Raw genomic sequence first — 24,804 nt, 5'->3', positions numbered from 1 at the left:
GATGAACACCGCTACTGACCCCCATAAGCGCGTCATCGCCTGCGGAAACCCGTTTATGGGAAACGACGGGGCAGGAATCGCAGTGCTGAACCTCCTGCATGAGAACAACCCTGATATTGATGCGGTAGACGCCGGCGTCGGGGGGCTCGGGCTGATACCGCTCATGGAGGAATGTACAAAGGTCGTCGTTGTGGATGCAATGGTCGGGATCGGCAACCGCATCGGCGACGTCCGCATCTTTCGGGGGAACCCTCCGGCACGCGGCGGCACGCTCGCGCTGCATGAGATCGACCTTGGAGACGTCATCGCAGTCGCACGCGAACTCGGGATACCGACCGAGGTGGTGACGGTCGGTATCGAGGTCGGTTCGGTGGAGGAATACTCAGACAGGCTCGATCCCGCGGTGGAAGAGGGAGTACGGGCAGCATATGCATGCGTACTTCGGGAGATGAAGGAGTAACGCTGTATCCTTTCCCTGATGTCTCGGCGTATCCACATCGTCACCCGATATCGGGGAGACGTTTCTGGGGCGGTCCCACGAGCGATAGAACTATGAACGTGGGGCGTGTTACATACCAGCTGCGTGAAGTGTTTGTATGCAGCTGCCGCGCGGAAAGTTCCACCGCATGTATAAATCAGTTACCATCCGTTCACTGACGGACGAACTGCAGAAGACGCAGTTTACAGGGTACTGCACCATAGCACTCGGAGGTGAGAGCACCATTCTGGTATACGATAGGGGGCAGGTGCTGCTCGCCGAGTGCGGCATAGAGAGAGGAGATGCTGCACTGGATACCGTGCAGGGACAGGGGGCGGCCGGAGCAGCCGCAGAACTGAATATCTTTACACCCGAACAGATCGAACTGGCGCAGGAATTCAATCGGGCCTGTGAGGTTCTAAAAGACCGAAAGAGCAGCAGCGGGATGGCTGCAGATCGCCAGTTTTTTTTGAATTGGTTTAGGTACTGGCACCTGGACCGAAAGAGCAGCAGCAGGATGGCTGCAGATCGCCAGAGCGGGAAAGGGGCAACCGGGGTGCAGCAGACCAGGGCACGAACGGGAGAGCAGTCTGCACCGCGCCCGGGGCATGCTCGGTCGCCTCACGAAGTGCCGGCACGCCGTGCATCACAGGGACGTCCGCGTATTCGGCGAGCCCTTTCAGGCGTGCCGCGACACGCTCGGGCTGCAGAAGAGCAGCCTTCCGGACGTGTTCTGCATCGTACGCGAACGCGGGACACCGGCCAGGGTGGTGGCGGTCGACGTCACGGGCTGTCCGACAGTCGACGAGGAGACCAGAAAAGCATCCGGAGGTGTGCACGGTGAGACGAAGTGATAAAACCCGTCAGCACCCGGATACTTTTTTGCGTTCCTGTAGTTACAGAATATTGCCGACATCCACTTCTGGAGAGATACCAATAACGACAAAAATATAAATACGCGGTATGTTAAATAACAGTGGCGTGAAGTGTTTGTATGCAGCTGCCGCGCGGAAAGTTCCACCGCATTTATAAGTCAGTCACCATCCGTTCACTGACGGACGAACTGCAGAAGACGCAGTTTACGGGGTACTGCACCATAGCACTCGGAGGTGAGAGCACCATTCTAGTATACGATAGGGGGCAGGTGCTGCTCGCCGGGTGCGGTGCAAAACAAGGACAGCATGCACTGGACGACGCAAAGGAAAAGTGGGACCGCGAGGCGACTGCAGAACTGAATATCCTTACATCCGAACAGATCAAACTGACGCGGGAGTTCAACCGGAGTTTCGAGATAGGGGCTGCCGTGCGAGGAGAGAAAGGGACGAGAGGCGGCAGGGTCAGAGCGACAGAGAGACCCCCCGCACGCCCGGAGCGTCGCACGCAGCCAGCACCTCCCACTGCGCCAACAGAGCGCACGTCGCAGGGGAGTACCGGTCGACCGGTCGCGGCCGACCAGGGGCAGCATGAAGAGCTCGACGCCCTTGTCCAGATGATCGAGGCCATGGATCTCGAAACCCTCAACGGTTCGTTCAGGACGGATTGTAAGGATCTGCTCCGGAGAATCGATCTGGAGCACCTTATTCAGGACAGCGATGCGTAGGAGTTGATACCCGTCTATGGACCCAACAGGATACACTCTGTTCCTTCTGACCTTTGTAGCGATAACGGCAGTCATTCTGGTGATCGCCGTTGCCGGATGCCTGTACTGGATCGTGAACCTCCGCACGGATCTTGCGATGATCGTGGATCTCCACCAGAGGGTCACCCTTCAGCCGCAGGTGAAGTCTTCCCTTGAGCAACACCTGGGCTATGCAGATCCGGTTCCTGCCGAGTCACAGAGCACGGTGCGATCCGAGATCGATCTGGCCGGTGCGGAGAGCATGCAGGCTCACCTCTCGGCCATCGGCGAGAAGTATAGTCTCACATCTTTCACACTCGCCTCGTCGGACGGCCTCGTCATCGGGTCGACCCGCCCGGACCCGCAGGAGGAGGCGGCGGAATTCAGTTATCTCTACCTTCAGGGGAAGACGCCCGATGAGAAGGAAGTCACGCTTATCGGCGTCCCCCACAAAGGAGAGACGGTGATCGGTGTCGCTCGAACGATGCGGCAGATCCCCGGAGACGCCCTGGAACTGCTGAAGAACGATGTTGGTGATGCCCTCCAGAGATGGGTGTAATTGATGTCGGCAAGACCAAAAGATACACGACAGGGAATGTGTGGTTGAATGGTTCAGGTATATACGATTGCATCCGGGAAAGGGGGGACAGGGAAGACAACGGTTACGGCAAACCTCGGCCCGATGCTTGCGCAGTACGGTAAAAAGACCTGTATTCTGGATGCAGATGTCGGGATGGCCAACCTCGGGCTCATTCTGGGGCTTGAGAACCTTCCGGTAACGCTTCACGAAGTCCTCGGGGGGAGAGCGGCAGTCAAAGATGCCATCTATGACGGGCCGCTCGGTGTAAAAGTGGTTCCAAGCGGCCTTTCGCTGCAGGGATTCCAGAACTCCAACCCGGACCGCCTGCGGGACGTCATGAACGATATCGTCAATGACTTCGACGTACTGCTTATCGATGCACCGGCAGGCATCAGCAGAGACGGTGTCATTCCGCTGACCGTCGCAGACGGGGTTATTCTGGTGGTCAATCCGGAGATCTCCTCCATCGTTGATGCACTGAAGACAAAGATCCTGACCGAGACGGTGGGAGGGCGCGTCGAAGGAGCAATCCTGAACCGGGTGACCACAAGCAACGGCGAGATGAGCCGGGCGCAGATGGAGAAACTGCTCGGCGTTCGGATCATCGGCATCATTCCCGAAGACCCGAACGTCCGGCGCGCATCTGCGGGCCGTCTTCCGATCGTCGTCAAATATCCCTCTTCCACTGCATCCCGGGCGTTCCGACGCATCTCTGCGAATCTCGCCGGCATTGAGAGTCCCGCGGAGGAACCGGATACACCCGCACGGGAGGGATTCGTCGACCGGCTGGCCAGAGCACTCTTCAGAGGGAAACGATGACTCTTGAGCGCTTACTGCTCGTCTTCTTCGCCCTCGTCGTTCTTTTTCAGCTCTTCATGATGTACGTCATGTACCGGCGCATCAAACAGCAGCAGGATGAACTTGACCAGCTCGGACAGAATCTGGAGTTCTCAAATCAGGATCTGGAGATGCTCATCTCTGCCACTAAAAACATCAATTTCAGATGAGCCAGGTGAACCGCTCCTGCCGGGGAAGCGGCATGAACGTCTTTTTTTTACTTTCTGCCCGGTGCCGACGTCGGGAGAACATCTCGGAGATCTGCTCCGAAGAGTGCGATAGTGCTCCAGGATTGGATTAAAAAATTTCTTTTGGGAAATCTAACCGAACGTATCCTGCCGCGATCAATCCTGTATTCATTACCGAAAACCATTGCTGTAGCCATATCGGCCACAGACCTGGGCGATGAATCGTGATACCCTGCTCTGTTCAGGGACGGCTCCGCCTCCCTCCGCTGCCCGAATCTACTGTGCAAATACCGGATCATGAGGTGTGTCTTCGTCGGGATGGACCGGGGGAGGTGTGTGCCCCCATTAGCGCTACCCTTCGATACGGGGATTCAAGCGTATACCGCGTTTTTCCCCTGACCGGGCTGGTGCCGGGGACGACCGTTTTCCCGGGCGTCTCCCCATGCCGCGGACCGTGGCGGCTAAGCGCCCCCGGGGTGAGGCCGACGGGGAGGGGTTTTCCCCTCCCCTGTCTCCCGCGAAGATCCACAGACCTCATCAACCCCGCCCCACCCGGCCTCCGGCCTCCTCCCCCGCCCCTCACGGGGCGGGGGCAGTCATGGCGATACCCAGGGGAAAGCCGTGCCCCCGAATACCCCGGACTGCGGTCATCCGGAGCAAGAGATGGGATCTCATCACGTGCCTGGATCCCGCCGATAGCACCAGGAATTTCGGTGCACCCAGAGGCTACGGTAGCGTATATGGGGCATCCCCCTCCCCTGCATGTGATTGCCACTGCGCCCCCCCAAACCCGGGAGGGCGGCAAAGTGGCACCGCGACCTGCCTGCAACCCGCACGAGGAGTCACCAGGTGCTTCTCAGGACACCACCCACGAACGGATCCGTGCCGTGCATTGGATAGCCCGCACCTTCAAACCCGACATAAAAACGGAGATATTATGAGAAAATGATTGAAGACAGCCAGACAGAAACCATCATATTTATATGTCGTGGCTTGATTATATCAAAGTGATTGAATCGATCATGAGGCTACAAGGATGGATATACGTGTAGATACCGACGCGTGTGTCGGATGCGGTCTCTGTGTCAAGGATTGTCCCATGGATGTCTATGAACTCCGGGACGGGGTAAGTGTCCCCGTCAAACCGAAGAACTGCATGGGATGCCTCTCCTGTCACGAGATCTGCCCGGCTCAGGCACTTGAGCACCGGGGCATATACCCGGCACGGAGGCATTACATCGACATGCGGGTCTGTGAAATGCTGAACAGGGTGATATGATGACGGCATCCTATATCGACGAATTGCACGAGAGTTTTCACACCGACATCGTCTATCGCTCCGAAGACATTCCCCTCGAATGCACGCCGCGCCCAAGCGAGATGGAAGAGACGCTCCATGGCGTGATGAAACTCAACGGACTGATCATCCGGTCCCTCGAGGAGATCGCAGGCCGGGGGGCAAATGCGGTCACCTATCGGGCGGGGAAAAAGTTCGGCCACGAGATCGCCAAATACTTCCAGAAACGCGATGATGTGGAAGAAGCGCTGCACGAGCTCTCAGACCTCCTGCGGGGGCAGTATACCTTCGAGGTCTGGAAGCCCGAAGACAAAGAGAACTTCATCATTGAGGAAGACGGGCAGACGTTCATCTATCTCGTCTTCCACGACTGTATCGTGCGCCAGACGCTGCGGCGAAACGGACAGGAGCAGGGCGGCCCGCTCTGCCAGACGCTCTTCGGATATGTCGTAGGAGCCATCGAAGAGATCACCGGCCGCAGGGCGAAACTTGAGATCGTCCATACCGGGCCGAACGCCTGTCTCAAAAAGCTCATCCTGAAATGAGGTGCATTCCGTGAAGATAGCAATCGAAGAACTGGCAGGATGCTCGGGATGCACGATAGCAGTCCTCGACCTCCACGAGATGCTCCTCGACCTCGTAGCGCAGGCGGATATCGTCTACTCACCGGTGATTATGGACGTCAAGGAACCGCCCGAGGGCATTGATATCGCATTCGTGACCGGCGCCATCAGAAACGAAGAGAACCACGAACGCCTGAAACTGCTCCGGAAACGGGCGAAGAAGGTCGTGGCTTTCGGGACATGCGCCTGTTACGGCGGGGTTTCGGGACTTTCGATGCTCAGCAGCAACGACGAGCTCTTCAATTACGTCTACCGTGAAACCGCGACGGCAGATGACGACGGCGTCATACCCAACGACGTGCCGCCGTTCCTGTACCGGGCGTTCGCGGTCGGCGATATAACGAAGATCGACTACTACATCACCGGCTGCCCGCCAAAAGAGGCTTTTTTGCGGCAGATCATCCCGGCGATCATCGCCGGCGACACCCTCGCTCTCTCCAGGAAGTCCGTCTGCGCGGAGTGCGACCGGAAGATGGGGCCTGTTGAGAACTGGTCGCTCAAAAGGCGCCACGAGGGCATACCTGACCGGGAGCACTGTCTGCTCGGGCAGGGATATCTCTGTCTCGGAAGCGTGACCTTCGGGAGATGCGGGGCGGCATGCCCGAAGAACAACGTGCCGTGCACCGGGTGCAACGGCCCGTCCCTCGACGTTCTCCGTGAACCCTGCCGCGACATCTACAACATGATGCTGCGGCGCATCTCCGACCTGACGGACAAACCGCAGAAAGAGGTCGAGAAGGAGTTCTACGACGTCGCCCACACGATGTATGCATTCACCATCGGGAGCCTGATCATGGAGGACAAAGAGAACTCGAAGATACGGGACCTTGTCAAGGAGAGGAGCGGATGAAAGAGATCACCATCAGCCCGGTCACCAGGATCGAGGGGCATGCAGGGGTTAAGATCTACCTCAACGATGCCGGAGAGGTCGAATCCGCCCACTTCCAGGTCGTCGAACTGCGAGGATTTGAAAAATTCCTCATCGGCGCCGCCGTCGAGGAGGCGCCGCGCATCACCCCCCGGATCTGCGGGATCTGCCCGTCAGCCCATCACCTCGCCGCGGCGAAGGCGACGGATCAGATCTTCAGTGTCGAGCCCCCCGCGACCGGCAGAAACCTGCGGGAACTGCTCAACCTCGGGCAGTTCATCCACTCGCACGCGCTCCACTTTTTCATGCTCGCGGCTCCCGATTTCCTCATCGGCCACGAGGCGCCGGCAGAAGAGCGCAACGTGCTCGGGCTTGCAAAGCGGTCGCCTGATATTGCGAAGAAGGCGATCGCGGTCAGGAAATTCGGCCAGAGGCTCAGCGAAGCGATCGGCGGCAAGCCCATCCACCCCGGGAATGCTCTTCCCGGCGGCATGTCGATGCCGCTCTCCGAGAGCAGGCGGACCGAACTCCTTGCCATGGCGGAGGAGTCGCTCGGCATAGCACGGGAAGGCTGGGAGATCGCGCGCGGGCTGCTGGACGATGTCGACCAGCGTTACGGCTCCGTCGATACCGCGTTCATGGGCATGAGCGACGGCGGCGTCTTCTCGACCTACAACGGCGCCGTGGAGATGATCGGACGTGACGGAAGCCGGCTCGGGTCGTTTGCGGGTCCTGAGTACACAGACTATATCGACGAGTACTCCGAACCGTGGTCGTACCTGAAGTTTGCCCGGTTTACCTCCGGCGACTACTACCGGGTCGGGCCGCTGGCCCGGCTCAACATCATCGAGAAGATGGGAAGCGAGCATGCCGATGCGGCGCTCGCCGAGTACCGCGGGGCCTTCGGCAGGCATACCCAGACCACCCTCGCCTACAACATCGCCCGGTACATCGAGTTCATGGCCTGCTGCGAAAAGGCAGTCTCATTCCTCTCGGACGGCGGCATTACCGGCGAGGATGTCAGGACACCGGTGCAGGCTGTCAAGAACCGGCGCGGCGTCGGGATCATCGAGGCACCCCGCGGCACGCTGGTCCATGATTATTCCGTGGATGAGAACGGCATGATCGAGCACTGCAACCTGATCGTGGCGACCTGCCAGAACAACTACGCGATGGATCGGGGCGTCGAGGATATGGCCCGGCGTGTCGTAGAAAACGGTGCCGTGACCGAGAGCGCCGCAAACCGGATCGAGATGGTGATCCGTGCCTACGACCCCTGCATCTCGTGCGCCACCCACGCCATAGGCCGGATGCCTATCAGGATCGAGGTTGAACAATCCCAAACGAGGAGATACCAATGTTAAAACAGATTCTTGGAGAATTCCTGAAGCTTGACGGAGTGACGGCCGCCGTTGTTGCAGGCCGGGACGGCTTCGTCATCGAGAGTGTGACCGCCGGCGATCTCGACATCGAGGCGCTCGGAGCGATGGCGTCGACCGGCATGGGTACGTCGGAGGCAATGAGCATCGAGCTCGGGAAAGGGGAGATGAGCCAGATGCTCGTCGAGCTCGAGAACGGCCCCATCCTGTTATCACCGCTCTCCGAGGACGAGCTGATCGCCATCGTCGCGAACGCAAACGTCAACGTCGGCAGGATCAGGTACGAACTGAAAAAGAACCGCGACCGGATAACCGCTGCTCTGTGAAGTCTGATGCTGCCTGATGGGAGACTGCTTGGAAAGATGCAGGGGCCGCTCGAGAATCTCATGAGCATCACCCCCGGATTTACCGGGAGGCTTTGGATCACCGACCCTGAAGGCGCCGGGTTCCTCGTCGTCGAGACGGGGCACCCGATTGCTGCCAGGTTTGAAGATGACGACGGGATCTCGATCCAGCAGGGCGATGAGGCCATAGAACGCATCCGGAGCCTGCCGACGATCGAATGTGAAATGGCGGTATATACGCCCGATGAGCTCGACGAGGCATGGGACTACTGCTGTGATGCCGGCTGCGCCGTTGCCAGGGAGACAGTGGAGGAGCCGGAACCTGAACCGGAGCCGGTGGACATCGAGATGATGATGAGCGCGGAGCGGCTGGAGCAGATCGGAAAACAGCCCGGCGTCGTTGCGGTTTCGGTCTTTCATGAGGGGTTTGCGCTCCAGTCATTCGGAAACGCCGATGTCGAGCAGATCGCCGCCGTCGCCGAGGACCTGCTCCGTGCCGGCATCAGAATCGTCAGCGACATGGCGATGGGTGACCTCACGCAGATCATCCTCGAATCCCCGGAAGGAAAACTGATCACCGCTCCCTACGGTGAACTCTTCATCTGTGTCCTGACAGAGCCGGATGCTCATCTCGGGCTCATCCGGTTGGCGATACGGCGCATCCAGGAAGATCTCGTAAGGCCGTAGCGAACCAGACTCATTTTTCTTCTTCCGCTGCATGAGTACTCGTATGCGATACTATGCCGGGCCGTGGCGGCGGATCTCCATACCCGATGTGAACCGTGCGATCGAGATGGCGTTTGCCGAACACGGCAGAGGCAACGTGCAGATGCCGCCGAAGATCTACGTAACCTTCGATACCGGGGATTTCCGGACGATGCCCGCCTATCTGCCGGCACTCGGCATCGCCGGGGTGAAGGTCGTCAATGTGCACCCGCTGAATCGATCCGGGGGTCTGCCGACGGTGATGGCGCTCACCGTTCTTCTCGATCCTGCAACCGGCCTTCCGCAGGCGATCATCAATGCCACGGAACTCACCGCCATGCGCACCGGTGCGGCCGGAGCCGTCGCGGCAAAGTATCTTTCGCCGAAACGGCGGGTGACGCTCGGCCTCGTCGGCACCGGCAGACAGGCCGAAGCACAGGTCGAGGCGATCGCCGCCGAGCTGGCGATCGAGGAACTGAAGGTCTGGACGCGGAAAGAGAAGCATGCGGAGGCATTTGCAGCAAGGTACCCCGACTACAGCGCCCGCAGCGTGCCCATCAGGCAGGCATGCGACTGCGACGTCCTGGTGACCACCACGCCGTCCACCGTGCCGGTCGTCGATGCGGCATGGATAGCCGACGGGACGCACATCAATGCCATCGGCGCGGATGCCCCCGGTAAACAGGAACTCGACCCTGCCCTCCTCCGCCGGGCTGAGGTGTACGTGGACGATTCAGAGCAGGCAGTGCATTCGGGAGAGATCAATGTCCCTCTCAGGGAAGGGCACTACACCCCCGGCGAGATCGCCGGAACGCTCGGCGAGGTGGTGATCGGAATGAAACGGCGCTCTTCGTCCGGGGCGGTCACCATCTTCGACTCGACGGGAATTGCCGTCCAGGACCTGGCCATCGCAGCCGTTGCCATGCGGCATGCCGACGGCATCGACCTGCCGTTTCCCTGAAAGCTGCCGGATGACGGATGCCGGGAGTGCCCGGTTTGTCCGGGCAAAAAACAGACGGGAACCGGAACCTCCTACTCTGCGTCTTTTGCAAACGCCTTCCAGACCTGCTCCCGGAAGACCGGGCCGCTGTTGTAGCTGCAGAAGGGGATGAGGCGCCCGTCGGGGGTTGCATAGTGGATGCAGCAGCGCTGCACGCGCTGGGTATCGTAATTGAAACTGTCCATAAAGTGCATCGTGCCGATGAAGAGGGCGTTCCAGTGGAATTCTCGCAGGGCCTCGAAGTTGTGCTTGACGAGCGCCTTTGCGATCAGTTTCCAGAATTCCGTCGTGTTGCCGCTCTCCCCTTTCTTCACGGAGACGTGCAGGTCGCGAACTCCCTCGACCAGCGTGACGTACTTATTGATCGAACCGCCCTTCCGGAGCTTCGCCTCCATCTTCTTGATGGATGAGAAGAACGTATCGACGTCGAGCATCTTGTTCACCGGGATCATGCCCTCGTCGGTGACAAAGACATAGGTTGCGGCGCCGCAGTGCTGGTGCGCCGTGAAGACGAGCTGCGGCTTGCCCGTGTAGGCTTCCACGAGTTCGGAGACGGGAACGACACAGGGGACAGGGTAGAAGAAGTCCTTTTTGATGATGCCCCCCGTCTGCTCATCGATGCAGTCGGCAAGGTCCGGGATGGTGATACGCTCATTTGCGACGTCGTCGTCGCTCGCGGCCCCGGTGAACGCCACCGGCTGGAAGTTAACGCCCCTGACGACGTCGATATGCTCGGCGGCATACCGGATGATCTCCCCGAGCTCGTGATCGTTCCTTCCGCGAATGACCGTCGGCACCAGCACAACCCCAAGACCGACCTCTGCACAGTTCTGGAGCGCTTTCTCGCTGTGCGGGAGCAGCGGGTTGGTTGCCCGCGAGACGCCGTCGAAGTGGAGGTAGACCGTGCTCAGGCCGGCATCTTTGAGTTCCTGCACGTAACCAGCGTCCTTTGCGAGCACCAATCCGTTTGTCGCGATCTGCACCTGCTGGAACCCGAGACCCTTCGCCGTGCGGATGATCTCCGGAAGGTCGTCGCGCATCGTGGGCTCTCCACCCGAAAACTGGACTGCAGGTGCCGGCACAGGCTTCTCGTCACGCAGCAGGCGCAGCATATCGACGATCTGCTCAAACGACGGTTCATAGACGAAACCGCATGCACGGGCGTTTGCAAAACAAAAATCACAGTTGAGGTTACAGCGGTTGGTCAGATCGATATTGGCGAGCAGGGTGGTCGAACGGTGGTTGTTGCAGAGCCCACAGGCGTGGGGGCATTCCTCCGGAGCTGCGGTCTTCTGGGGGTTTGCCACACCATTCCCGATAACCTCGTACTCTTCGAATCGCTTGTACATTTCTGAGTCCGACCAGTACAGACCCCGATACAGGCCATGCTCAGGGCACGTCCGCACCAGCCAGACCTTTCCGTCCTCCTCCACTACGTCTGCATCCAGAACTGCACGACATACCGGACAGAGGCTCTTTGTCGTCTTGAGAATCATCGTATCACCTGTGCCGTAGTCCATCTGTATCTCATATTTCGATACCTTAATCTTTATATTTACTCTTTATACTAGAGTATTGGCGACCGGAAGTATGGATATCGCTTACATTGTGGTTTCTCTCTTGGCGGCGATATGGATAATGATACCGGCATACGTGCCGAACTCTGCGGCCGCACTCTTCGGCGGCGGAAGGCCCATCGACCTTGGCAGGAACTTCTCCGACGGTCGGAGAATCTTTGGCAACGGCAAGACGTACCGTGGGTTCTTCGCCGGTGTACTGATAGGCATCCTTGCAGGGGTCGCCGAGATAAGTCTGCGAAGTGCTATGGGTTGGACGTTTCTTCCGGAGCAGACACTCCTCTCGGTGAGCCTCCTCGCCGCCGGAGCACTGCTCGGAGACCTCGCCAAGAGTTTCCTCAAACGCCGGCTCGGGAAGGAGCGGGGAGAGAAGTGGCCTGTCGCGGACCAGTATGACCTGGTGATCGGGGCATTCCTCCTCGTTCTGATCGGGAACCCGGAATGGTTTTTTAACACCATAACAGTGCCTATAGCGATCTGGATTCTCATTCTGACACCACTGCTTCACCGGGCGGCAAACATTATCGGATATCTCACAGGAGTGAAGGACGTACCATGGTAAACGCTATCGCACAAATGCTGATCGATTCGGGAGCAATAGAGTTCGGAGACTTCGTACTGGCCTCGGGTGCACGGAGCAGATACTACGTCGATATCAAGACTGCGACGACCAATCCGGTAATTCTCGGAGCGATTGGGAAGGCAATTGCAGAGACCCAGGAGTTTGAGGTCGTTGCCGGCGTCGCGGTAGGAGCCGTCCCGGTCGCCGTAGCGGTGTCGCTTGCAAGCGGCAAGCCTTTTGCGGTAATCCGGAAAGAGGAGAAGGAGCATGGAAAATCGGGCGCCATTATCGGCAATGTCAGGGACAAAACGGTGCTGCTCGTCGAGGATGTGACGACATCCGGCGGGAGTGCCCTCTATGGTGTGGAGACGCTCCGCTCTGCCGGTGCCCGTATCGATACCGTGGTGACCGTCGTAGACCGCGAAGCAGGCGCCTTTGAAACGTTCGCATCCCATGGGGTGACGCTCTCCGCGCTGGTGCGGATCAGCGAGGTTCTGGACGAATAACCATTAAACGGCAGGGAGACCAAATAGATGGATATGAAAATTCTTGTTGTAGGTGGTGGTGGCAGAGAGCATGCTATCGCCAGAGCACTCTCCTGCAACAGCGACGTACAGATTTTTTCTGCGATGGCACGGAGGAACCCCGGGATCGCCCGGCTCTCCGAGCGGGTGCTGATAGAAAAAGAGACCAACGTTCAGCGCATCAGAGAGTTCGCCGCAGAATGCGGAGCCGATACTGCGATCATCGGCCCTGAGGCTCCGCTCGAGGCAGGGATCGCAGATGCGCTCGAGGAGGCCGGGATACCCTGCGTAGGCCCGAACAGGATAGCGGCACGGCTTGAGACCGACAAGTCGTTCTGCAGGCGGATGATGGAGGAGCACGGGATTGCCGGGTGTCCGCAGTACCGGATATTCCACGACGCTGCGGCGGCATGCGATTTCATCGAGTCGCACGACGGCGACCTTGCCATCAAACCCATCGGGCTGACCGGGGGGAAGGGCGTTCGGATCATGGGCGAACACGTGGACAGGGCGGGAGCCGTCGAGTACGTGAACCAGCTCGGAGGAGACGTCGTTCTGGAAGAACGGCTTATCGGCGAGGAGTTCACGCTCCAGGCGTTCGTCGACGGCACCCACCTGGCGCCGATGCCGCTCGTCCAGGACCACAAGCGCGCCTATGAAGGGGATATGGGCCCGAACACCGGAGGCATGGGATCCTACTCGATGCCCGACCACCGGCTTCCCTTCGTAACGGCGGCAGATTACGATAAAGCACTGCAGATCATGAAGGATGCCGTCGCCGCGATGAAGGCGCACGCCGCTCCTTACCGGGGAATCCTGTACGGGCAGTTCATGAACACGCGGGAAGGCCCGAAAGTCATCGAGTTCAACGCGCGCTTCGGCGACCCCGAGGCGATGAACGTCCTCTCGCTCCTCGAGTCGGACTTTCCGGAGCTGCTCTGCCGGATCGTGGAGGGGAACCTCGCAGCATCGGACGCAACGTTCGCGAAGAAGGCGACGGTCTGCAAATACCTCGTCCCGGAGGGCTACCCGGACGCACCGGTATCCGGCCAGCCCCTCTCCATCGGCGATACCGGGAGCGCTCTCACCTACTATGCAAACGTGGAGGAGCGGGAGGGCACGCTCCGCACCCTGACCTCCCGGACGCTGGCCTTCGTCGGCATCGCCGATACGCTTGCAGAGGCGGAGCGTGTCGCGGAGGGTGCGGCTTGTGCCGTAGACGGCCGCGCCTTCCACAGAAAGGATATCGGGACACAGGAGGTCCTCGACCGGCGGTGCAGGCACATGCAGGAGATCCTATGAAGAAAGACTTTCTCTCGATCGCCGATCTGACCGCGGACGACCTGAACCGGCTCATCGGCGAGGCAGAGCGCCTGAAGGCTCTCAAGAAAGAGGGAGCGGAGCACGCTCTCCTGCAGGGCAGAAGCCTCGCCATGATCTTCGAGAAGGCGTCCACCCGGACACGGCTCTCCTTTGAGGTGGGGATGACCGATCTCGGCGGGCACGCGCTCTTTCTCAACCCCCATGACATGCAGCTCGGGCGCGGCGAGGAGATCCGGGATACCGCGAGGGTCCTCGCACGCTACGTCGACGCCGTGATGATCCGGGCGTACCATCATGAAGTCATCGAGGAGTTCGCACGCTACACGGCCGTTCCGGTTATCAACGGCCTCTCCGATAAGCTGCACCCCTGCCAGGTCCTCGCCGACATCCTGACCATCAGAGAGCGGTTCGGTTCGCTCGAAGGGCTGCGGCTTGCCTGGATCGGCGACGGAAACAACGTCTGCAACTCGCTCCTGCTCTCCTCCGCGCTGACCGGTATGGAGATCGCGGTGGCAAGCCCACGCGGGTATCAACCGAAAGACGCTGTCGTGGAGCAGGCGCGAAGTGCCGGGGCGAAGATCAGCATCGGCCACGACCCGGCTGCGGCCGTAGCGGACGCCGACATCCTCTACACCGACATCTGGGTTTCGATGGGCGACGAGGCCGAGCGTGCCGCCCGGCTCCGGGCGTTCGCCGGGTACACCATAACCACAGAGCTTATACAGCGCGCGTCGCCGGATGCCGTCGTCATGCACTGCCTGCCCGCTCACCGGGGCGAGGAGATCACCGACGAGGCCATCGAGAGCCCGCAGAGCATCGTCTGGGACCAGGCTGAAAACCGCCTCCACGCCCAGAAAGCACTGCTGGTCGACCTGATCGGTACCGGCGGCAGAGAATAGGGCGATACGGTTTCAATATCTTTTTTGGCTGCTGGGGAAGCGGCGCGACGTCGTGACGGGGATGGCCTCCGGCGGTTCGACTCGGGGTTCTATCAGGAGATCGAGATATGGCTAGACCGTGGAGATACACCCCCGAAAGAAATAGGGTACCTGAACGAACCGGATGCGCCGGACCGCAGGGGCAATCTCCATGGGGGTGGGGCAGGGGAGGGGGTCAGCCCCCTCCCCGGTACGACATCCTCCACGGTCCGGTGTATCTGACCTCCCATGCCATTCATACCTCTGGAGCGTACGTCTGTCACGATCCGATTACCCGGCTCTTTGCAGAAGTATCGAAAAATCCGTGGCAGTGTTCAGAAAAAAGTTGATGCATCCCGGAGGAACAACCGGCCGGATGTTATTCTTCCTTCACGTAGTCACGGAGCTGTGCGTAGAGGTAGTCCTGCACGCTCTCGACGACTTCCCTTTTGCCGCGGAACGCCAGCAGCTCACGGGCGTCTCCATCCATGTTTGCAAAGTGCAGTTTCTGCGGGCGTCTCACGACCTCGACATCAAACTGTTTCACGATATCCATGAGTATCAACCGGGGCACACCCGGCGGAACGATCAGATCAAAGAGCTCTTCTTCTGCCATCCGTATCACCGTTACTTTCCTATCTTGATCCGCCTGGCCATGATGCAGCGGCCTCCGCGAACCCCTCCAAGCGGATCTTTCGGTTTTCCGATTGAGTTCATACAGCGTCCCATGAGCGCCGCGCCCCGGGCAAGGCCGTCGTCGACGAAGACAAGGTGGTCGACCGGGTTTTCGTAGAGGTTTCTCTCGGCAACCCCGTCCAGGATATATTCCGGTTTCCGGCCTGATATTGCAGCCCGACCGGTGAACCCGATCGATGAGTTTGGCGGAACCATCCCCTGCTCGACGGTCACATCGATGAGGCGAAGCGCCATCCGGGCGCAGACGTGATCGACGACCTGCGTAAGGACGCCGATACCATGGCTCTCATAGATTTCGTGGCCGATCTCTTTAAGTGTACTCATTTCGCTGCCGTTGACGCCACAGTCACAACCGATGAGCGCCACGCCCGACTCCATGGCTGCCGCCGCACAGACTGGAACCCGCCCGAACCGATCACGATCGGGAGGAACGATCCGGATATCGATGTGTTCGTGGATACGGTCGGCGTATCTCTGGACGAGGGCGTTCTTCCCGCCTGAAAAACTCCCTTTGATGCTCCGGTCACCGAAGAGGTCGAGCGCCGTCCCGGTCCTGTCCTTGACGAGCCCGGTCCCCCGGACTATCGCATCGGGGATCGCTCCTGCAAGGCCGCAGAAGTTTCCGATGGTCTTTGCAAAGGGATTGGGCTCGTCCGGGGCGACATCGCTCGTGATCCGCCCGTCGAGGGTGGTGCCGAAGTCGATCGAGAGGCACGGGTTCCGGAAATCGACCGGCGTCCACTTTGCTCCCTCTTTGATGCCAGCCATGGCGAGTTCGCCCTCCATCTCGTTTGCCACCATCTCCACACCCGTACAGCCCACCGGGGGAATGACGCCCGCAACCGCACCAACAAAGACGACCCGGTCGGCGTAGCTGTGCTCCTGCAGTTTCTTCGGGAGGTTCTCGATCGACATCGGGGGCGTCATCTTCCGGGGCGGCACCCCCGCTTCGAGACACCCGTTGGCAAGCGCGATGACAAAATCGCCGACCTGGTCCGGCGAGTCCATCGCCGCTACGACACCCGTGCTCCGCACCACGAAGTCGAGGTCGTCCTTGATGGAGAGGTTTGCCTCCTTATGGCAGCGGATAAGGGTGTCGCGGACGAGCTCGGTCACCGACTCGCGGGTCAGTTCGGTGCCGTCCAGCGTTCTGCCGAAGACCTCCTCCCCGGGCTTCGGTGGCCTGACGTCGCGGCTCATCGTCACCGTCTTGTTGATGATATATGTCCGGCCGGTCTCGAGGTTCGTCCCGGTAAGGATGCATTTCGTCGTCGTGTTTCCCATCTCAACGGAGGCTACAATGAAATACGGCTTTACCTTGTACTCAGGGAACGTCATGCCCGCCCCATGGGAAACAGACGGTGGAGACGGGCTTTCTACGATATGCGGTTTGGGTTTGAAAAAGCGCTCCAAAAAGCGGGCACACATAGTAGTCGTTTCTCTGTCCGTACCTTTATATTTTTCCATCGCTGAAAGAGAAGCGTTTTTTTGCGGCATTCTTTCTATCTTTCACCTGTAAAATAGGAGCGTGACGGGATGAGCCGACCAGCGGAATTATATATACCGTGAACGAGTAACCACTACGTGGATGACAGGGCGGGCTCCGGGAGAGCCGCTCCGGTCATATCGAAGGTGGTATACGTATGGTTGCATTAAACGACGATATGAAGGCAGTCTTTGCGAAGACAAAGGTATTCCCGATGGCAACGGCGTCGAAGGACGGTGTCCCGAACGTTGCTCCGATGGCATCGGTACAGCTCGCCGACGACGAGACGGTCTGGATCATGGATAACTACATGGTCAAGACGCTCGAAAATCTGAAAGAAAACCCGAAGATGGCGCTCTACTTCTGGGATCCCGACACCAAACGGTGTTTTCAGGCCAAGGGGACTGCAGAGATTCAGACGTCGGGCGAGGCGTATGAGAAGTTCCGCAGCCAGATGAAGGCAAAAAGCGACGCCTATCCGGCAAAATCGCTCATCGTTATGTCGATCACCGACGTGTACGAGTGCACGCCCGGAAAAGAAGCAGGAAAGCAGGTGCTGTAAGCACCCGGTTTCTTCACCTGTTTTTCAGATTTTTGCAGAGCCGGGCCTGGAGACCGAAGTAGGTCGAGAACCCGACAGAATGGTTCTGGTCGATCGAGACGGTATCAAAGGAGACGAGATCGTCGGAGTACAGCATCGATGCGGAACTGCGTCCCAGCACCCGGACACTGCCTTTGTAGAGACCGACGTCGACCGTCCCGGTGACACGCTCCTGCGTCGTATCGACAAAAGCGTTCAGGGCATGGAAGAGCGGCTCGTGGACGAGACCCATGTATCCAAGCTCGGACCAGCGGTCGTCGACGATCCGCTTGAACGCCAGCTCGCTGCGGGTCAGGACGAGGCGTTCAAGATCGCCGTGCGCCGCAAGGAGCACCGTTGCCGCCGGGTGCTCGTAGATCTCGCGTGCCTTGATACCAAGGATCCGGTCCTCGATCATGTCGTTCCTGCCGACACCGTTCCTCCCTGCGATCAGGTTCAGCCGCTTGATCAGGGCAAGTCCGGTGAGCCTCTCGCCGTCGAGGGCTACGGGGACACCCTTCTCAAACTCGATCGAGACCTCCTCCATCGTATCGGGAGCATCCTTCGGCGAGACCGTCCAGGCGTAGATGTCATCGGGCGGGTGGAAGGATGGGTTTTCCAGTTTTCCACCTTCGATACTCCGGCTCCAGCAGTTTTCATCGATGCTGTAGGGTTTCTCCTTGACCACGGTCACCGGGATGTTGTGCTCCTCCGCATACCGGATCTCCCACTCGCGGGTCAGGTTCATCTCCCGCATCGGTGCGATGATCTCGTAGCCTGCCGCCCTGAAGATGAAATCGAACCGCAGCTGGTCGTTCCCTTTTCCGGTGCACCCGTGTGCGATGCACCGGGCACCCTCCTCTCCTGCAATCCTGACGATCTCTTCGGCGATCAGTGGCCGGGCAAGGGCTGTACCCATCGGGTAGCCCTCGTATGAACCATTCGCCTTGATCGAGGGGAAGATGTATTCATCGACGAACCTCTCCTTGACATCGATCGTGTAGTGCTGATCCGCGAGCAGCCGACCTTTCGTGGTCGCTCGCTGAATATCCTCTTCGGGCTGGCCGACATCGACGGCGACGGTGACGACTTCATCGAAACCGTAGTGCTCCCGCAGCAGGGGGACACAGATGGAGGTGTCGAGACCTCCCGAAAAAGCAAGGACGACTTTACCCTTTTCCATTTTCCAAACTCCCACGTCGCGCTGGATGTATATCTGTAGCAGAACGATACAGTCCACAGTAGTAGGATCTTTCTCCCAATAAATGAATGGTATCGCGAATCAGTGCGTATCCTGCACCATCGATAATTCTTCCGGAAAACCGGCGGGAGAGCGGCCAACTGAGCCCGGCCGGATGCAAAACGAGAGCAGATCCACTGCAGCCGCACACCGCTGCATCACGCGCAGAACTCCTCTCGGGCGGCCAAGGGACTCTGCGTCACCCTGCCGCTGCTAAAACATCCAGAATACCTCGCATATCAGGCCTAATGCCGAAATATCGGCAAATACAGAGATTCAGGGACAGACTGGACAATGAATTGGAATACCCCTGCAAAAAATCCATTTTTTAAAAAATCCGCCCATAAATGCCAGAATTCGGAAACCAAAAATTATAAAGAGGCATGAATAGAAACCATATCTGTTGGTGTTGTATACACTTACATATGATATCCAATTTTTTTGAGAGGATCTTATGGAAAATTTGACAGAAGAGAGACCAACGGTGCAGGTCGAGAACCTGGTGAAGATCTTTGGTCCGAAATCCGAGAAGGCCTTACAGCTTCTGCAGTCAGGCTGCTCAAAACAGGATATCAAAGAGAAGACCGACCACATCCTCGCCCTGAAGGACGTCTCTTTCTCGGTCTATCCGGGTGAGATATTCGTCCTGATGGGGCTATCGGGATGCGGAAAATCGACCCTGCTGCGGTGTCTCAACCGGCTCATTGAACCGACTGCCGGCATGGTCCTCATCGAGGGCAGCAACATCGTAGCCATGTCGCCGGAAGAACTGCGAGAGACGCGGCGGCGGAAGATCGGCATGATCTTCCAGAACTTCGCCCTGCTCCCCCACCGGAGCATCCTCGAAAACGTCGGATTCGGGCTTGAGGTGCAGGGCATGCCCGAGGAAGAGCGGCACAAGAAAGCACGGGAAGCCCTCGCCCTTGTCGGGCTCGCCGGCTACGAAGAGAGCATGCCTGACCAGCTCTCGGGCGGTATGAAACAGCGCGTCGGACTCGCACGCGCGCTCGCGAGCGACCCGGACATTCTCCTGATGGACGAGGCATTCTCTGCACTCGATCCGCTTATCCGGCGGGACATGCAGGACGAGCTCATCGAACTGCAGGAGCGGCTGAGCAAGACCATCATCTTCGTCACGCACGACCTCGACGAAGCGTTGAAACTCGGCGACCGGATTGCCCTGATGAAAGACGGTGAGATCGTCCAGATCGGTACGTCCGAGGATATCCTGACAAACCCGAGCAATGCATACGTCGAGAAGTTCGTCGCAGACGTGGATATGGCCAAGGTGCTGACGGCGAGCGACGTCATGAAACGCCCGGAACCGGTGGCACCGAGCACCGCCGGGCCGCGAGTCGCCCTGCACCTTATGGAGGAGCACGACATCGCCAGCATCTTCGTCGTCAACCGGCAGCGGCAGATCCGGGGGCTCGCACTGATCGACGACGTCGTCGACGCACTCAAGACCGGGAAAATGCTGGAAGATGTCCTGATAACCGACGTTCCCACCGTCACCTGCGATACACCCGTCGCAGAGATCATCCCGGTGATCGCCGACAGCAAATATCCGATCGGCGTCGTCGACGTCTTCGGAAAGATCCGGGGCATCATTGTCCGGGGTTCGGTGCTCGCCGCCCTGGCACGCAAGGAGATTGAAGGAGGGTGGTCTGCCGCACCGGAGGCTTCGGTGCAGCAGACCGTCCTGACGGAGAAGGAGGTGGATGCAGATGCAGACGCTGCCTAAACTTCCTCTCGGCGATGCCGTGGAGGCGCTGGTCGACTGGCTAGAAGATTATTTCGGCTGGCTGCTGGACGGCGTCAGCGCAGGGCTCAAGTTCCTGGTCGACGGGTTCCAGGACCTTCTGCTCCTCATCCCGGCACCGATCTTCATCGTCCTTGCCGCGATCGCGGTCTACTTCCTGACCCGCCGGGACAGTAAGATCGCCGTCCTCACGGCGATCGGGCTTTTGCTGATCTGGGATCTCGCGCTCTGGAATCTCGCGATGCTCACGTTTGCTCTTGTGATCTCCGCGACCCTGCTGGCGCTCGCCATCGCCATCCCACTCGGGATCCTCGCGGCAACCAATGACCATCTCAACGCCGTGCTCCGGGTGGGGCTCGATTTCATGCAGACGATGCCCTCCTTCGTCTACCTGATTCCGGCCGTTATCTTCTTCGGCCTCGGGAATGTGCCGGGGATCATCGCCACCGTGGTCTTTGCAATGCCGCCCGCCATGCGGCTTACGAACCTCGGGATCCGGCAGATCCCGACCGATCTTATCGAGGTTGCGGATGCATTCGGCACGACTCCCTGGCAGAAACTCATCAAAGTGCAGCTCCCCGTCGCCCTCCCGACGATCATGGCGGGCGTCAACCAGTGCATCATGCTCGCCCTTTCGATGACGGTCATCGCCTCGATGATCGGTGCGGCGGGTCTCGGGCTGGAGGTGCTGAAAGGGATCCAGCGCGTGGATATCGGGGGCGGATTCGAGGCGGGTCTTGCCATTGTCATCATCGCGATCATCCTCGACCGGGTCACCCAGAATATTCTCCCCAATAAAACCTCCCCATAACCCCTTTATAAGGTCAGGACCTAATGTAGAATCAGGTCAATTCTGACCTTTTTGACGTCCCGTGCAGAACGGTCAAGAGAAAGGTTTATTCCATATCCCCGGCAGCATGCCGGAGCATCCTTTTTCATCGTGCAGGCGGTTCTGCACGCGATTCGCCCTGCCCCGGCGACCAGACGGATCTGGGGCGGGCTAACAAACTACGAGGTGAATGTATGTTTTTCAAAAAAGGAAATCTCGTTGCGCTGGCCGGGTGCCTGCTCGTCCTGAGCATTCTGGCTGCAGGCTGCACCGGTCAGCAGGCGACGACAGAGAACGAACCCAAGGGCGCAGTCAGTATCGGCTACGTAACCTGGGATTCGGAGATTGCCAGCACCAATGTGCTCAAGCAGGTCTTTGAGAAGGCCGGATACGATGTCGAGATAGTCGCCGTCGATGCAGGACCGCTCTACCAGGCGGTTGCGAAAGGTGACGTCGACTGTACGGTCTCCGCATGGCTCCCCGCCACGCAGGCGAACTACTGGGAGACGTACGGTGACGATATCGTCTTCGTCCGCAAGAACCTCGAAGGCGCCAAGATCGGTCTCGTCGTCCCGACCTACGTGACGATCGACTCCATCGATGAACTGAACAGCGTCAAGGACAAATTCAATGGCAAGATCACCGGCATCGAGCCCGGTGCGGGGATCATGCAGAACACCGAAGAGGCGATCACCGAGTACGGCCTCAACTACGAGCTCGTATCGAGCAGCAGCGCCGGCATGGCTGCAGAACTCCGCTCCGCCGTCCAGGACGAGAAGTGGATCGTTGTGACCGGATGGACGCCGCACTGGAAGTTCGCCCGCTGGGATCTGAAGTACCTCGATGACCCGAAGGGGGTCTACGGCGGTGAAGAGTACATCGCAACCCTCGCACGCCAGGGACTGCAGGAAGATCAGCCCGGTGTCTACGATATCCTGACCCGGTTCAGCTGGACGGCCGCCGACATGGAGTCGGTGATGCTCTCGATCGAGAATGGTGCGTCCGAAGAGGATGCCGCTGAAGAGTGGGTCAACGCCCACCCCGACCAGGTGAACGCCTGGATCGGCACAGAATAACCTTTTTTTCGGCTTTGCCGGAACACACGAGGGTCTCGGCAGTCCTTCACCCCGTGCCCGGTCTGCGGTGACGCGGCAAACGTACAGGAGACCGTGACGGCAATCGCATCGGTAAAGGAGCACCCGGACAATCTCACTGTAAACCTGCGGCAGAATATGGGTGGTATAGTCTGGAGGAGGCCGGCTGAGATCAATCAGCATTGCCGTCCGATTGCGGGTGTCAATGAACGAGTGCACGCGAGTACTAGCACCCGGAGATCCCGGGAGGATTTGTGCAAAACAGCACCGGTCAAGCAACGCTTATATATCAGCAATCCGGAGCAAATCCTTCCGAATTTCGACCCTCACAGAAGCCCTCCTACGAGGGGTCGCTGCGAAAGCGTCCAGAAACACCTGCCCCTCATCCGAAACTGATTGATCTTACCAATATTCGCCCCAGAGATCCCTTCGACTACAAAGAGATCCACGACGGCAACAGGAATACAGTCATCAGTGTCATGCTCTCCTACAAAGAAGATGGGATAGACGCAATCGCATCGGCTATAAACCCGCTTTCAAAGAAGATTATGCTGGGCACACTGGAGGAGTCCGGCGTCGAAGCGGTGCTACGACAGGAAGATCAGGATAAAAGACACCGTCCTGTATGCCGACGACGTGACCCGACGGTTCAGCAGAGTGGTGATCGCGTTTGATATTCCGGCATACACGCCCGTCATCTATTTCAAACCGAAAGGAAAGGAGGATTACCTGAAAGTCGTCCGCGACGCCGCCGGCGACCTGGTGTTTCAGGGTAAGCGGACGCCCGCACCCTATATGTCGGGATTCTATGCGTGGCTGGACGACGACAAACCCACGCTCGATTCCCTGCTTGCAGAGAGGTATGCCTCACTTTTTCTGGATGCGAACTGAACGGGATATTTCCCGAACGCCTCTCCCCGTGAGAAGACCGCGCCGGATCCGTTTTCATCGCCGGCGGCCGCCGCACTACGGGGATGACGCCCCACCTCCGTCCGGAACCCTGCGGAGGCTCACTGCACGAACAGAGGCTTAAGAAGACGCAGGTCCGACCGCGATCAGGAGCAGTTCGGAGCGGGCATACGCTTCAGAGGTATGAATGGCACGGGAGGTCAGATACACCGGACCGTGAAGGAGGTCGTGCAGGGCGAGGGATCCCAGGGAAGGGGGGCGGCCGCCATATACGCTACCGTACCCTCTGGGTGCACCGAAATTCCTGGTGCTATCGGCGGGATCCAGGCACGTGATGAGGTTCCATCTCTTGCTCCGGATGGCCGCAATCCGGGGTATTCGGGGGCACGGCTTTCCATTGGGTATCGCCATGACTACCCCCGCCCCTTAAGGGGCGGGGGAGGAGGCCGGCGGCCGGGTGGGGCGGGGTTGATGCTGTCTGGGGATCTTCGCAGGAGACAGGGGAGGGGAAAACCTCTCCCCGTCAGCCCCACCCCGGGGGCGATTAGCCGCCACGATCCACGGCACGGGGAGACGCCCGGGACAAGCCCGGTCCGGCACCAGCCTCGTCAGGGGAAGAACGCGGTATACGCGCAAATCCCCTGAGCTACGGGTAGCGCTCATGGGGCCGGCCTCCTCCCCTGCCCCCTCCCCATGGAGATTGCCCCTACGGTCCGGCGCATCCGGGTCGGCTCAGTTTCACCCCGCATCCCGCCGCCTCCCTGCCGGCGAAGGCTCCCCTCATATATAAATAGTGCAAGCGCTGTATGCTGCCCTGTACTGGAGGGTAACCATGAACGGAAACAGTATGAAATGGTACTATGTCCTGAGAGGACTCATCGCGCTCCTCTTCGGGATCGCCGCCATCATATGGCCGGCAGTCGTTCTCGAGTTTCTCGTTTACTTCTTCGGCTTCTTTGCCATCATCGTATCGGCGTTTGCACTCGTCGCAGGAGCCGCCGCACCGGAACTGGCCGGCGGATCCAGATGGCCGATCATACTGCTCAGCATCATCGGGATACTCATCGGGATCTTCACGCTGGTCTTCCCGGCACAGTTTACAGCCCTTATCGTCATCATCATCGCGCTTTGGGCAATCGTCACCGGCATCGGCGACTTCATCGCCGCGTTCGCCCCGGCGGGCATGGGAACACGGCTGCTTCTCGTGCTCCTCGGCATCGTGTCGGTGATCTTCGGCGCCGTTCTGCTCTTCTACCCGCTCCTCGGCGCAGTCACGATCATCTGGGTGCTCGGCATCTATGCAGTGATCTTCGGCATCCTCGGGATCATCTACGGGTTTACCTCCGGAAGCGGAGGGGCAGCATCGGCAACGGCATAGAGTCTGAAAA

27 protein-coding genes are annotated in these 24,804 nt (G+C 59.2%); 23 read left to right on the top strand and 4 right to left on the bottom strand.

Features of this window, described 5'->3' with window-relative positions; all coding sequences use genetic code 11:
• The first annotated feature begins 1 nt into the window (after position 1).
• From FGU65_RS01025 to FGU65_RS00965, 13 genes are all read left to right on the top strand, one after another.
• Positions 2-460: a hydrogenase maturation protease gene (locus FGU65_RS01025; protein ID WP_301662537.1), complete on the top strand. Its 459-nt coding sequence runs from the start codon at positions 2-4 to the stop codon at positions 458-460.
• A gap of 626 nt (positions 461-1,086) precedes the next feature.
• On the top strand, positions 1,087-1,332 hold the full coding sequence (locus FGU65_RS01020; RefSeq protein WP_301662536.1) for a hypothetical protein: 246 nt from the start codon (positions 1,087-1,089) through the stop codon (positions 1,330-1,332).
• 140 nt (positions 1,333-1,472) lie between these two features.
• Positions 1,473-2,078 carry a hypothetical protein gene (locus FGU65_RS01015; RefSeq protein ID WP_301662535.1) on the top strand — a complete coding sequence of 202 codons (606 nt, stop codon included), beginning with the start codon at positions 1,473-1,475 and terminating at the stop codon, positions 2,076-2,078.
• Positions 2,079-2,094: 16 nt separating this feature from the next.
• Entirely contained in the window at positions 2,095-2,655 is a 561-nt protein-coding gene (locus FGU65_RS01010; RefSeq protein WP_301662534.1) for a hypothetical protein, read from the top strand.
• A 48-nt stretch (positions 2,656-2,703) separates the two neighbouring features.
• A complete protein-coding gene (gene minD / locus FGU65_RS01005; RefSeq protein ID WP_301662533.1) occupies positions 2,704-3,495 on the top strand; it encodes a cell division ATPase MinD in 792 nt (263 codons plus the stop codon).
• On the top strand, positions 3,492-3,683 hold the full coding sequence (locus FGU65_RS01000; protein ID WP_301662532.1) for a hypothetical protein: 192 nt from the start codon (positions 3,492-3,494) through the stop codon (positions 3,681-3,683). Before minD ends, FGU65_RS01000 begins: the two co-directional genes overlap by 4 nt.
• A 1,054-nt stretch (positions 3,684-4,737) precedes the next feature.
• Complete coding sequence (locus FGU65_RS00995) at positions 4,738-4,980, top strand: 4Fe-4S dicluster domain-containing protein (protein ID WP_301662531.1); 243 nt, start codon at positions 4,738-4,740, stop codon at positions 4,978-4,980.
• Complete coding sequence (locus tag FGU65_RS00990; RefSeq protein WP_301662530.1) at positions 4,980-5,543, top strand: isoprenoid biosynthesis enzyme family protein; 564 nt, start codon at positions 4,980-4,982, stop codon at positions 5,541-5,543. Before FGU65_RS00995 ends, FGU65_RS00990 begins: the two co-directional genes overlap by 1 nt.
• Before the next feature lie 10 nt (positions 5,544-5,553).
• Complete coding sequence (locus tag FGU65_RS00985) at positions 5,554-6,471, top strand: NADH-quinone oxidoreductase subunit B family protein (RefSeq protein ID WP_301662529.1); 918 nt, start codon at positions 5,554-5,556, stop codon at positions 6,469-6,471.
• Positions 6,468-7,853 carry a Ni/Fe hydrogenase subunit alpha gene (locus FGU65_RS00980; RefSeq protein ID WP_301662528.1) on the top strand — a complete coding sequence of 462 codons (1,386 nt, stop codon included), beginning with the start codon at positions 6,468-6,470 and terminating at the stop codon, positions 7,851-7,853. Before FGU65_RS00985 ends, FGU65_RS00980 begins: the two co-directional genes overlap by 4 nt.
• The gene (locus FGU65_RS00975; RefSeq protein ID WP_301662527.1) at positions 7,847-8,194 is read left to right on the top strand and encodes a roadblock/LC7 domain-containing protein; all 348 of its coding nucleotides are present in this window, start codon (positions 7,847-7,849) and stop codon (positions 8,192-8,194) included. Before FGU65_RS00980 ends, FGU65_RS00975 begins: the two co-directional genes overlap by 7 nt.
• A gap of 6 nt (positions 8,195-8,200) precedes the next feature.
• The gene (locus tag FGU65_RS00970) at positions 8,201-8,899 is read left to right on the top strand and encodes a roadblock/LC7 domain-containing protein (protein ID WP_301662526.1); all 699 of its coding nucleotides are present in this window, start codon (positions 8,201-8,203) and stop codon (positions 8,897-8,899) included.
• Between the two features lie 43 nt (positions 8,900-8,942).
• A complete protein-coding gene (locus FGU65_RS00965; protein WP_301662525.1) occupies positions 8,943-9,878 on the top strand; it encodes an ornithine cyclodeaminase family protein in 936 nt (311 codons plus the stop codon).
• A 71-nt stretch (positions 9,879-9,949) separates the two neighbouring features.
• On the opposite strand, the gene tes is transcribed toward FGU65_RS00965, so the two are convergent.
• Positions 9,950-11,413, bottom strand: coding sequence for a tetraether lipid synthase Tes (gene tes, locus FGU65_RS00960; RefSeq protein ID WP_301662919.1), 1,464 nt, complete (start codon positions 11,411-11,413; stop codon positions 9,950-9,952).
• A 142-nt stretch (positions 11,414-11,555) separates the two neighbouring features.
• Between tes and FGU65_RS00955 the strand changes: the two genes are divergently transcribed.
• Genes FGU65_RS00955 through argF form a run of 4 tightly spaced genes read left to right on the top strand, consistent with a single transcriptional unit; the run spans position 11,556 to position 14,802 of the window.
• Positions 11,556-12,056 carry a CDP-2,3-bis-(O-geranylgeranyl)-sn-glycerol synthase gene (locus tag FGU65_RS00955; protein ID WP_301662918.1) on the top strand — a complete coding sequence of 167 codons (501 nt, stop codon included), beginning with the start codon at positions 11,556-11,558 and terminating at the stop codon, positions 12,054-12,056.
• On the top strand, positions 12,050-12,562 hold the full coding sequence (gene pyrE, locus FGU65_RS00950) for an orotate phosphoribosyltransferase (RefSeq protein ID WP_301662524.1): 513 nt from the start codon (positions 12,050-12,052) through the stop codon (positions 12,560-12,562). The genes FGU65_RS00955 and pyrE overlap by 7 nt, the downstream gene beginning before the upstream one ends.
• 27 nt (positions 12,563-12,589) lie before the next feature.
• On the top strand, positions 12,590-13,882 hold the full coding sequence (gene purD, locus FGU65_RS00945; protein ID WP_301662523.1) for a phosphoribosylamine--glycine ligase: 1,293 nt from the start codon (positions 12,590-12,592) through the stop codon (positions 13,880-13,882).
• Positions 13,879-14,802, top strand: a complete 924-nt coding sequence (gene argF, locus FGU65_RS00940; RefSeq protein ID WP_301662522.1) for an ornithine carbamoyltransferase — start codon at positions 13,879-13,881, stop codon at positions 14,800-14,802. Before purD ends, argF begins: the two co-directional genes overlap by 4 nt.
• A gap of 397 nt (positions 14,803-15,199) precedes the next feature.
• Here argF and FGU65_RS00935 read toward each other — a convergent pair whose 3' ends face one another.
• Positions 15,200-15,436 (bottom strand): hypothetical protein, encoded by a 237-nt coding sequence (locus FGU65_RS00935; protein ID WP_301662521.1) that lies wholly within the window; start codon positions 15,434-15,436, stop codon positions 15,200-15,202.
• An 11-nt stretch (positions 15,437-15,447) separates the two neighbouring features.
• The gene (locus FGU65_RS00930; protein ID WP_301662520.1) at positions 15,448-16,944 is read right to left on the bottom strand and encodes a methanogenesis marker 14 protein; all 1,497 of its coding nucleotides are present in this window, start codon (positions 16,942-16,944) and stop codon (positions 15,448-15,450) included.
• Positions 16,945-17,159: 215 nt separating this feature from the next.
• On the opposite strand from FGU65_RS00930, the gene FGU65_RS00925 reads away from it, so the two are divergent.
• Positions 17,160-17,564 carry a pyridoxamine 5'-phosphate oxidase family protein gene (locus FGU65_RS00925; RefSeq protein ID WP_301662519.1) on the top strand — a complete coding sequence of 135 codons (405 nt, stop codon included), beginning with the start codon at positions 17,160-17,162 and terminating at the stop codon, positions 17,562-17,564.
• Positions 17,565-17,577: 13 nt separating this feature from the next.
• On the opposite strand, the gene FGU65_RS00920 is transcribed toward FGU65_RS00925, so the two are convergent.
• Positions 17,578-18,765, bottom strand: a complete 1,188-nt coding sequence (locus FGU65_RS00920; RefSeq protein ID WP_301662518.1) for an argininosuccinate synthase — start codon at positions 18,763-18,765, stop codon at positions 17,578-17,580.
• 511 nt (positions 18,766-19,276) lie between these two features.
• Between FGU65_RS00920 and FGU65_RS00915 the strand changes: the two genes are divergently transcribed.
• From FGU65_RS00915 to FGU65_RS00895, 5 genes are all read left to right on the top strand, one after another.
• Positions 19,277-20,566: a quaternary amine ABC transporter ATP-binding protein gene (locus FGU65_RS00915; RefSeq protein WP_301662517.1), complete on the top strand. Its 1,290-nt coding sequence runs from the start codon at positions 19,277-19,279 to the stop codon at positions 20,564-20,566.
• The gene (locus tag FGU65_RS00910) at positions 20,550-21,395 is read left to right on the top strand and encodes an ABC transporter permease (protein WP_367652337.1); all 846 of its coding nucleotides are present in this window, start codon (positions 20,550-20,552) and stop codon (positions 21,393-21,395) included. Before FGU65_RS00915 ends, FGU65_RS00910 begins: the two co-directional genes overlap by 17 nt.
• A 212-nt stretch (positions 21,396-21,607) precedes the next feature.
• Positions 21,608-22,489, top strand: coding sequence for a glycine betaine ABC transporter substrate-binding protein (locus FGU65_RS00905; protein ID WP_301662515.1), 882 nt, complete (start codon positions 21,608-21,610; stop codon positions 22,487-22,489).
• A 654-nt stretch (positions 22,490-23,143) separates the two neighbouring features.
• On the top strand, positions 23,144-23,398 hold the full coding sequence (locus FGU65_RS00900) for a hypothetical protein (RefSeq protein WP_301662514.1): 255 nt from the start codon (positions 23,144-23,146) through the stop codon (positions 23,396-23,398).
• 850 nt (positions 23,399-24,248) lie between these two features.
• On the top strand, positions 24,249-24,794 hold the full coding sequence (locus tag FGU65_RS00895) for an HdeD family acid-resistance protein (RefSeq protein WP_301662513.1): 546 nt from the start codon (positions 24,249-24,251) through the stop codon (positions 24,792-24,794).
• Positions 24,795-24,804: the final 10 nt, after the last annotated feature.

The organism is Methanoculleus frigidifontis (assembly GCF_030464345.1).
Lineage (GTDB): Archaea > Halobacteriota > Methanomicrobia > Methanomicrobiales > Methanoculleaceae > Methanoculleus_A > Methanoculleus_A frigidifontis.
This window is presented reverse-complemented; position numbering and strand designations above follow the sequence as displayed.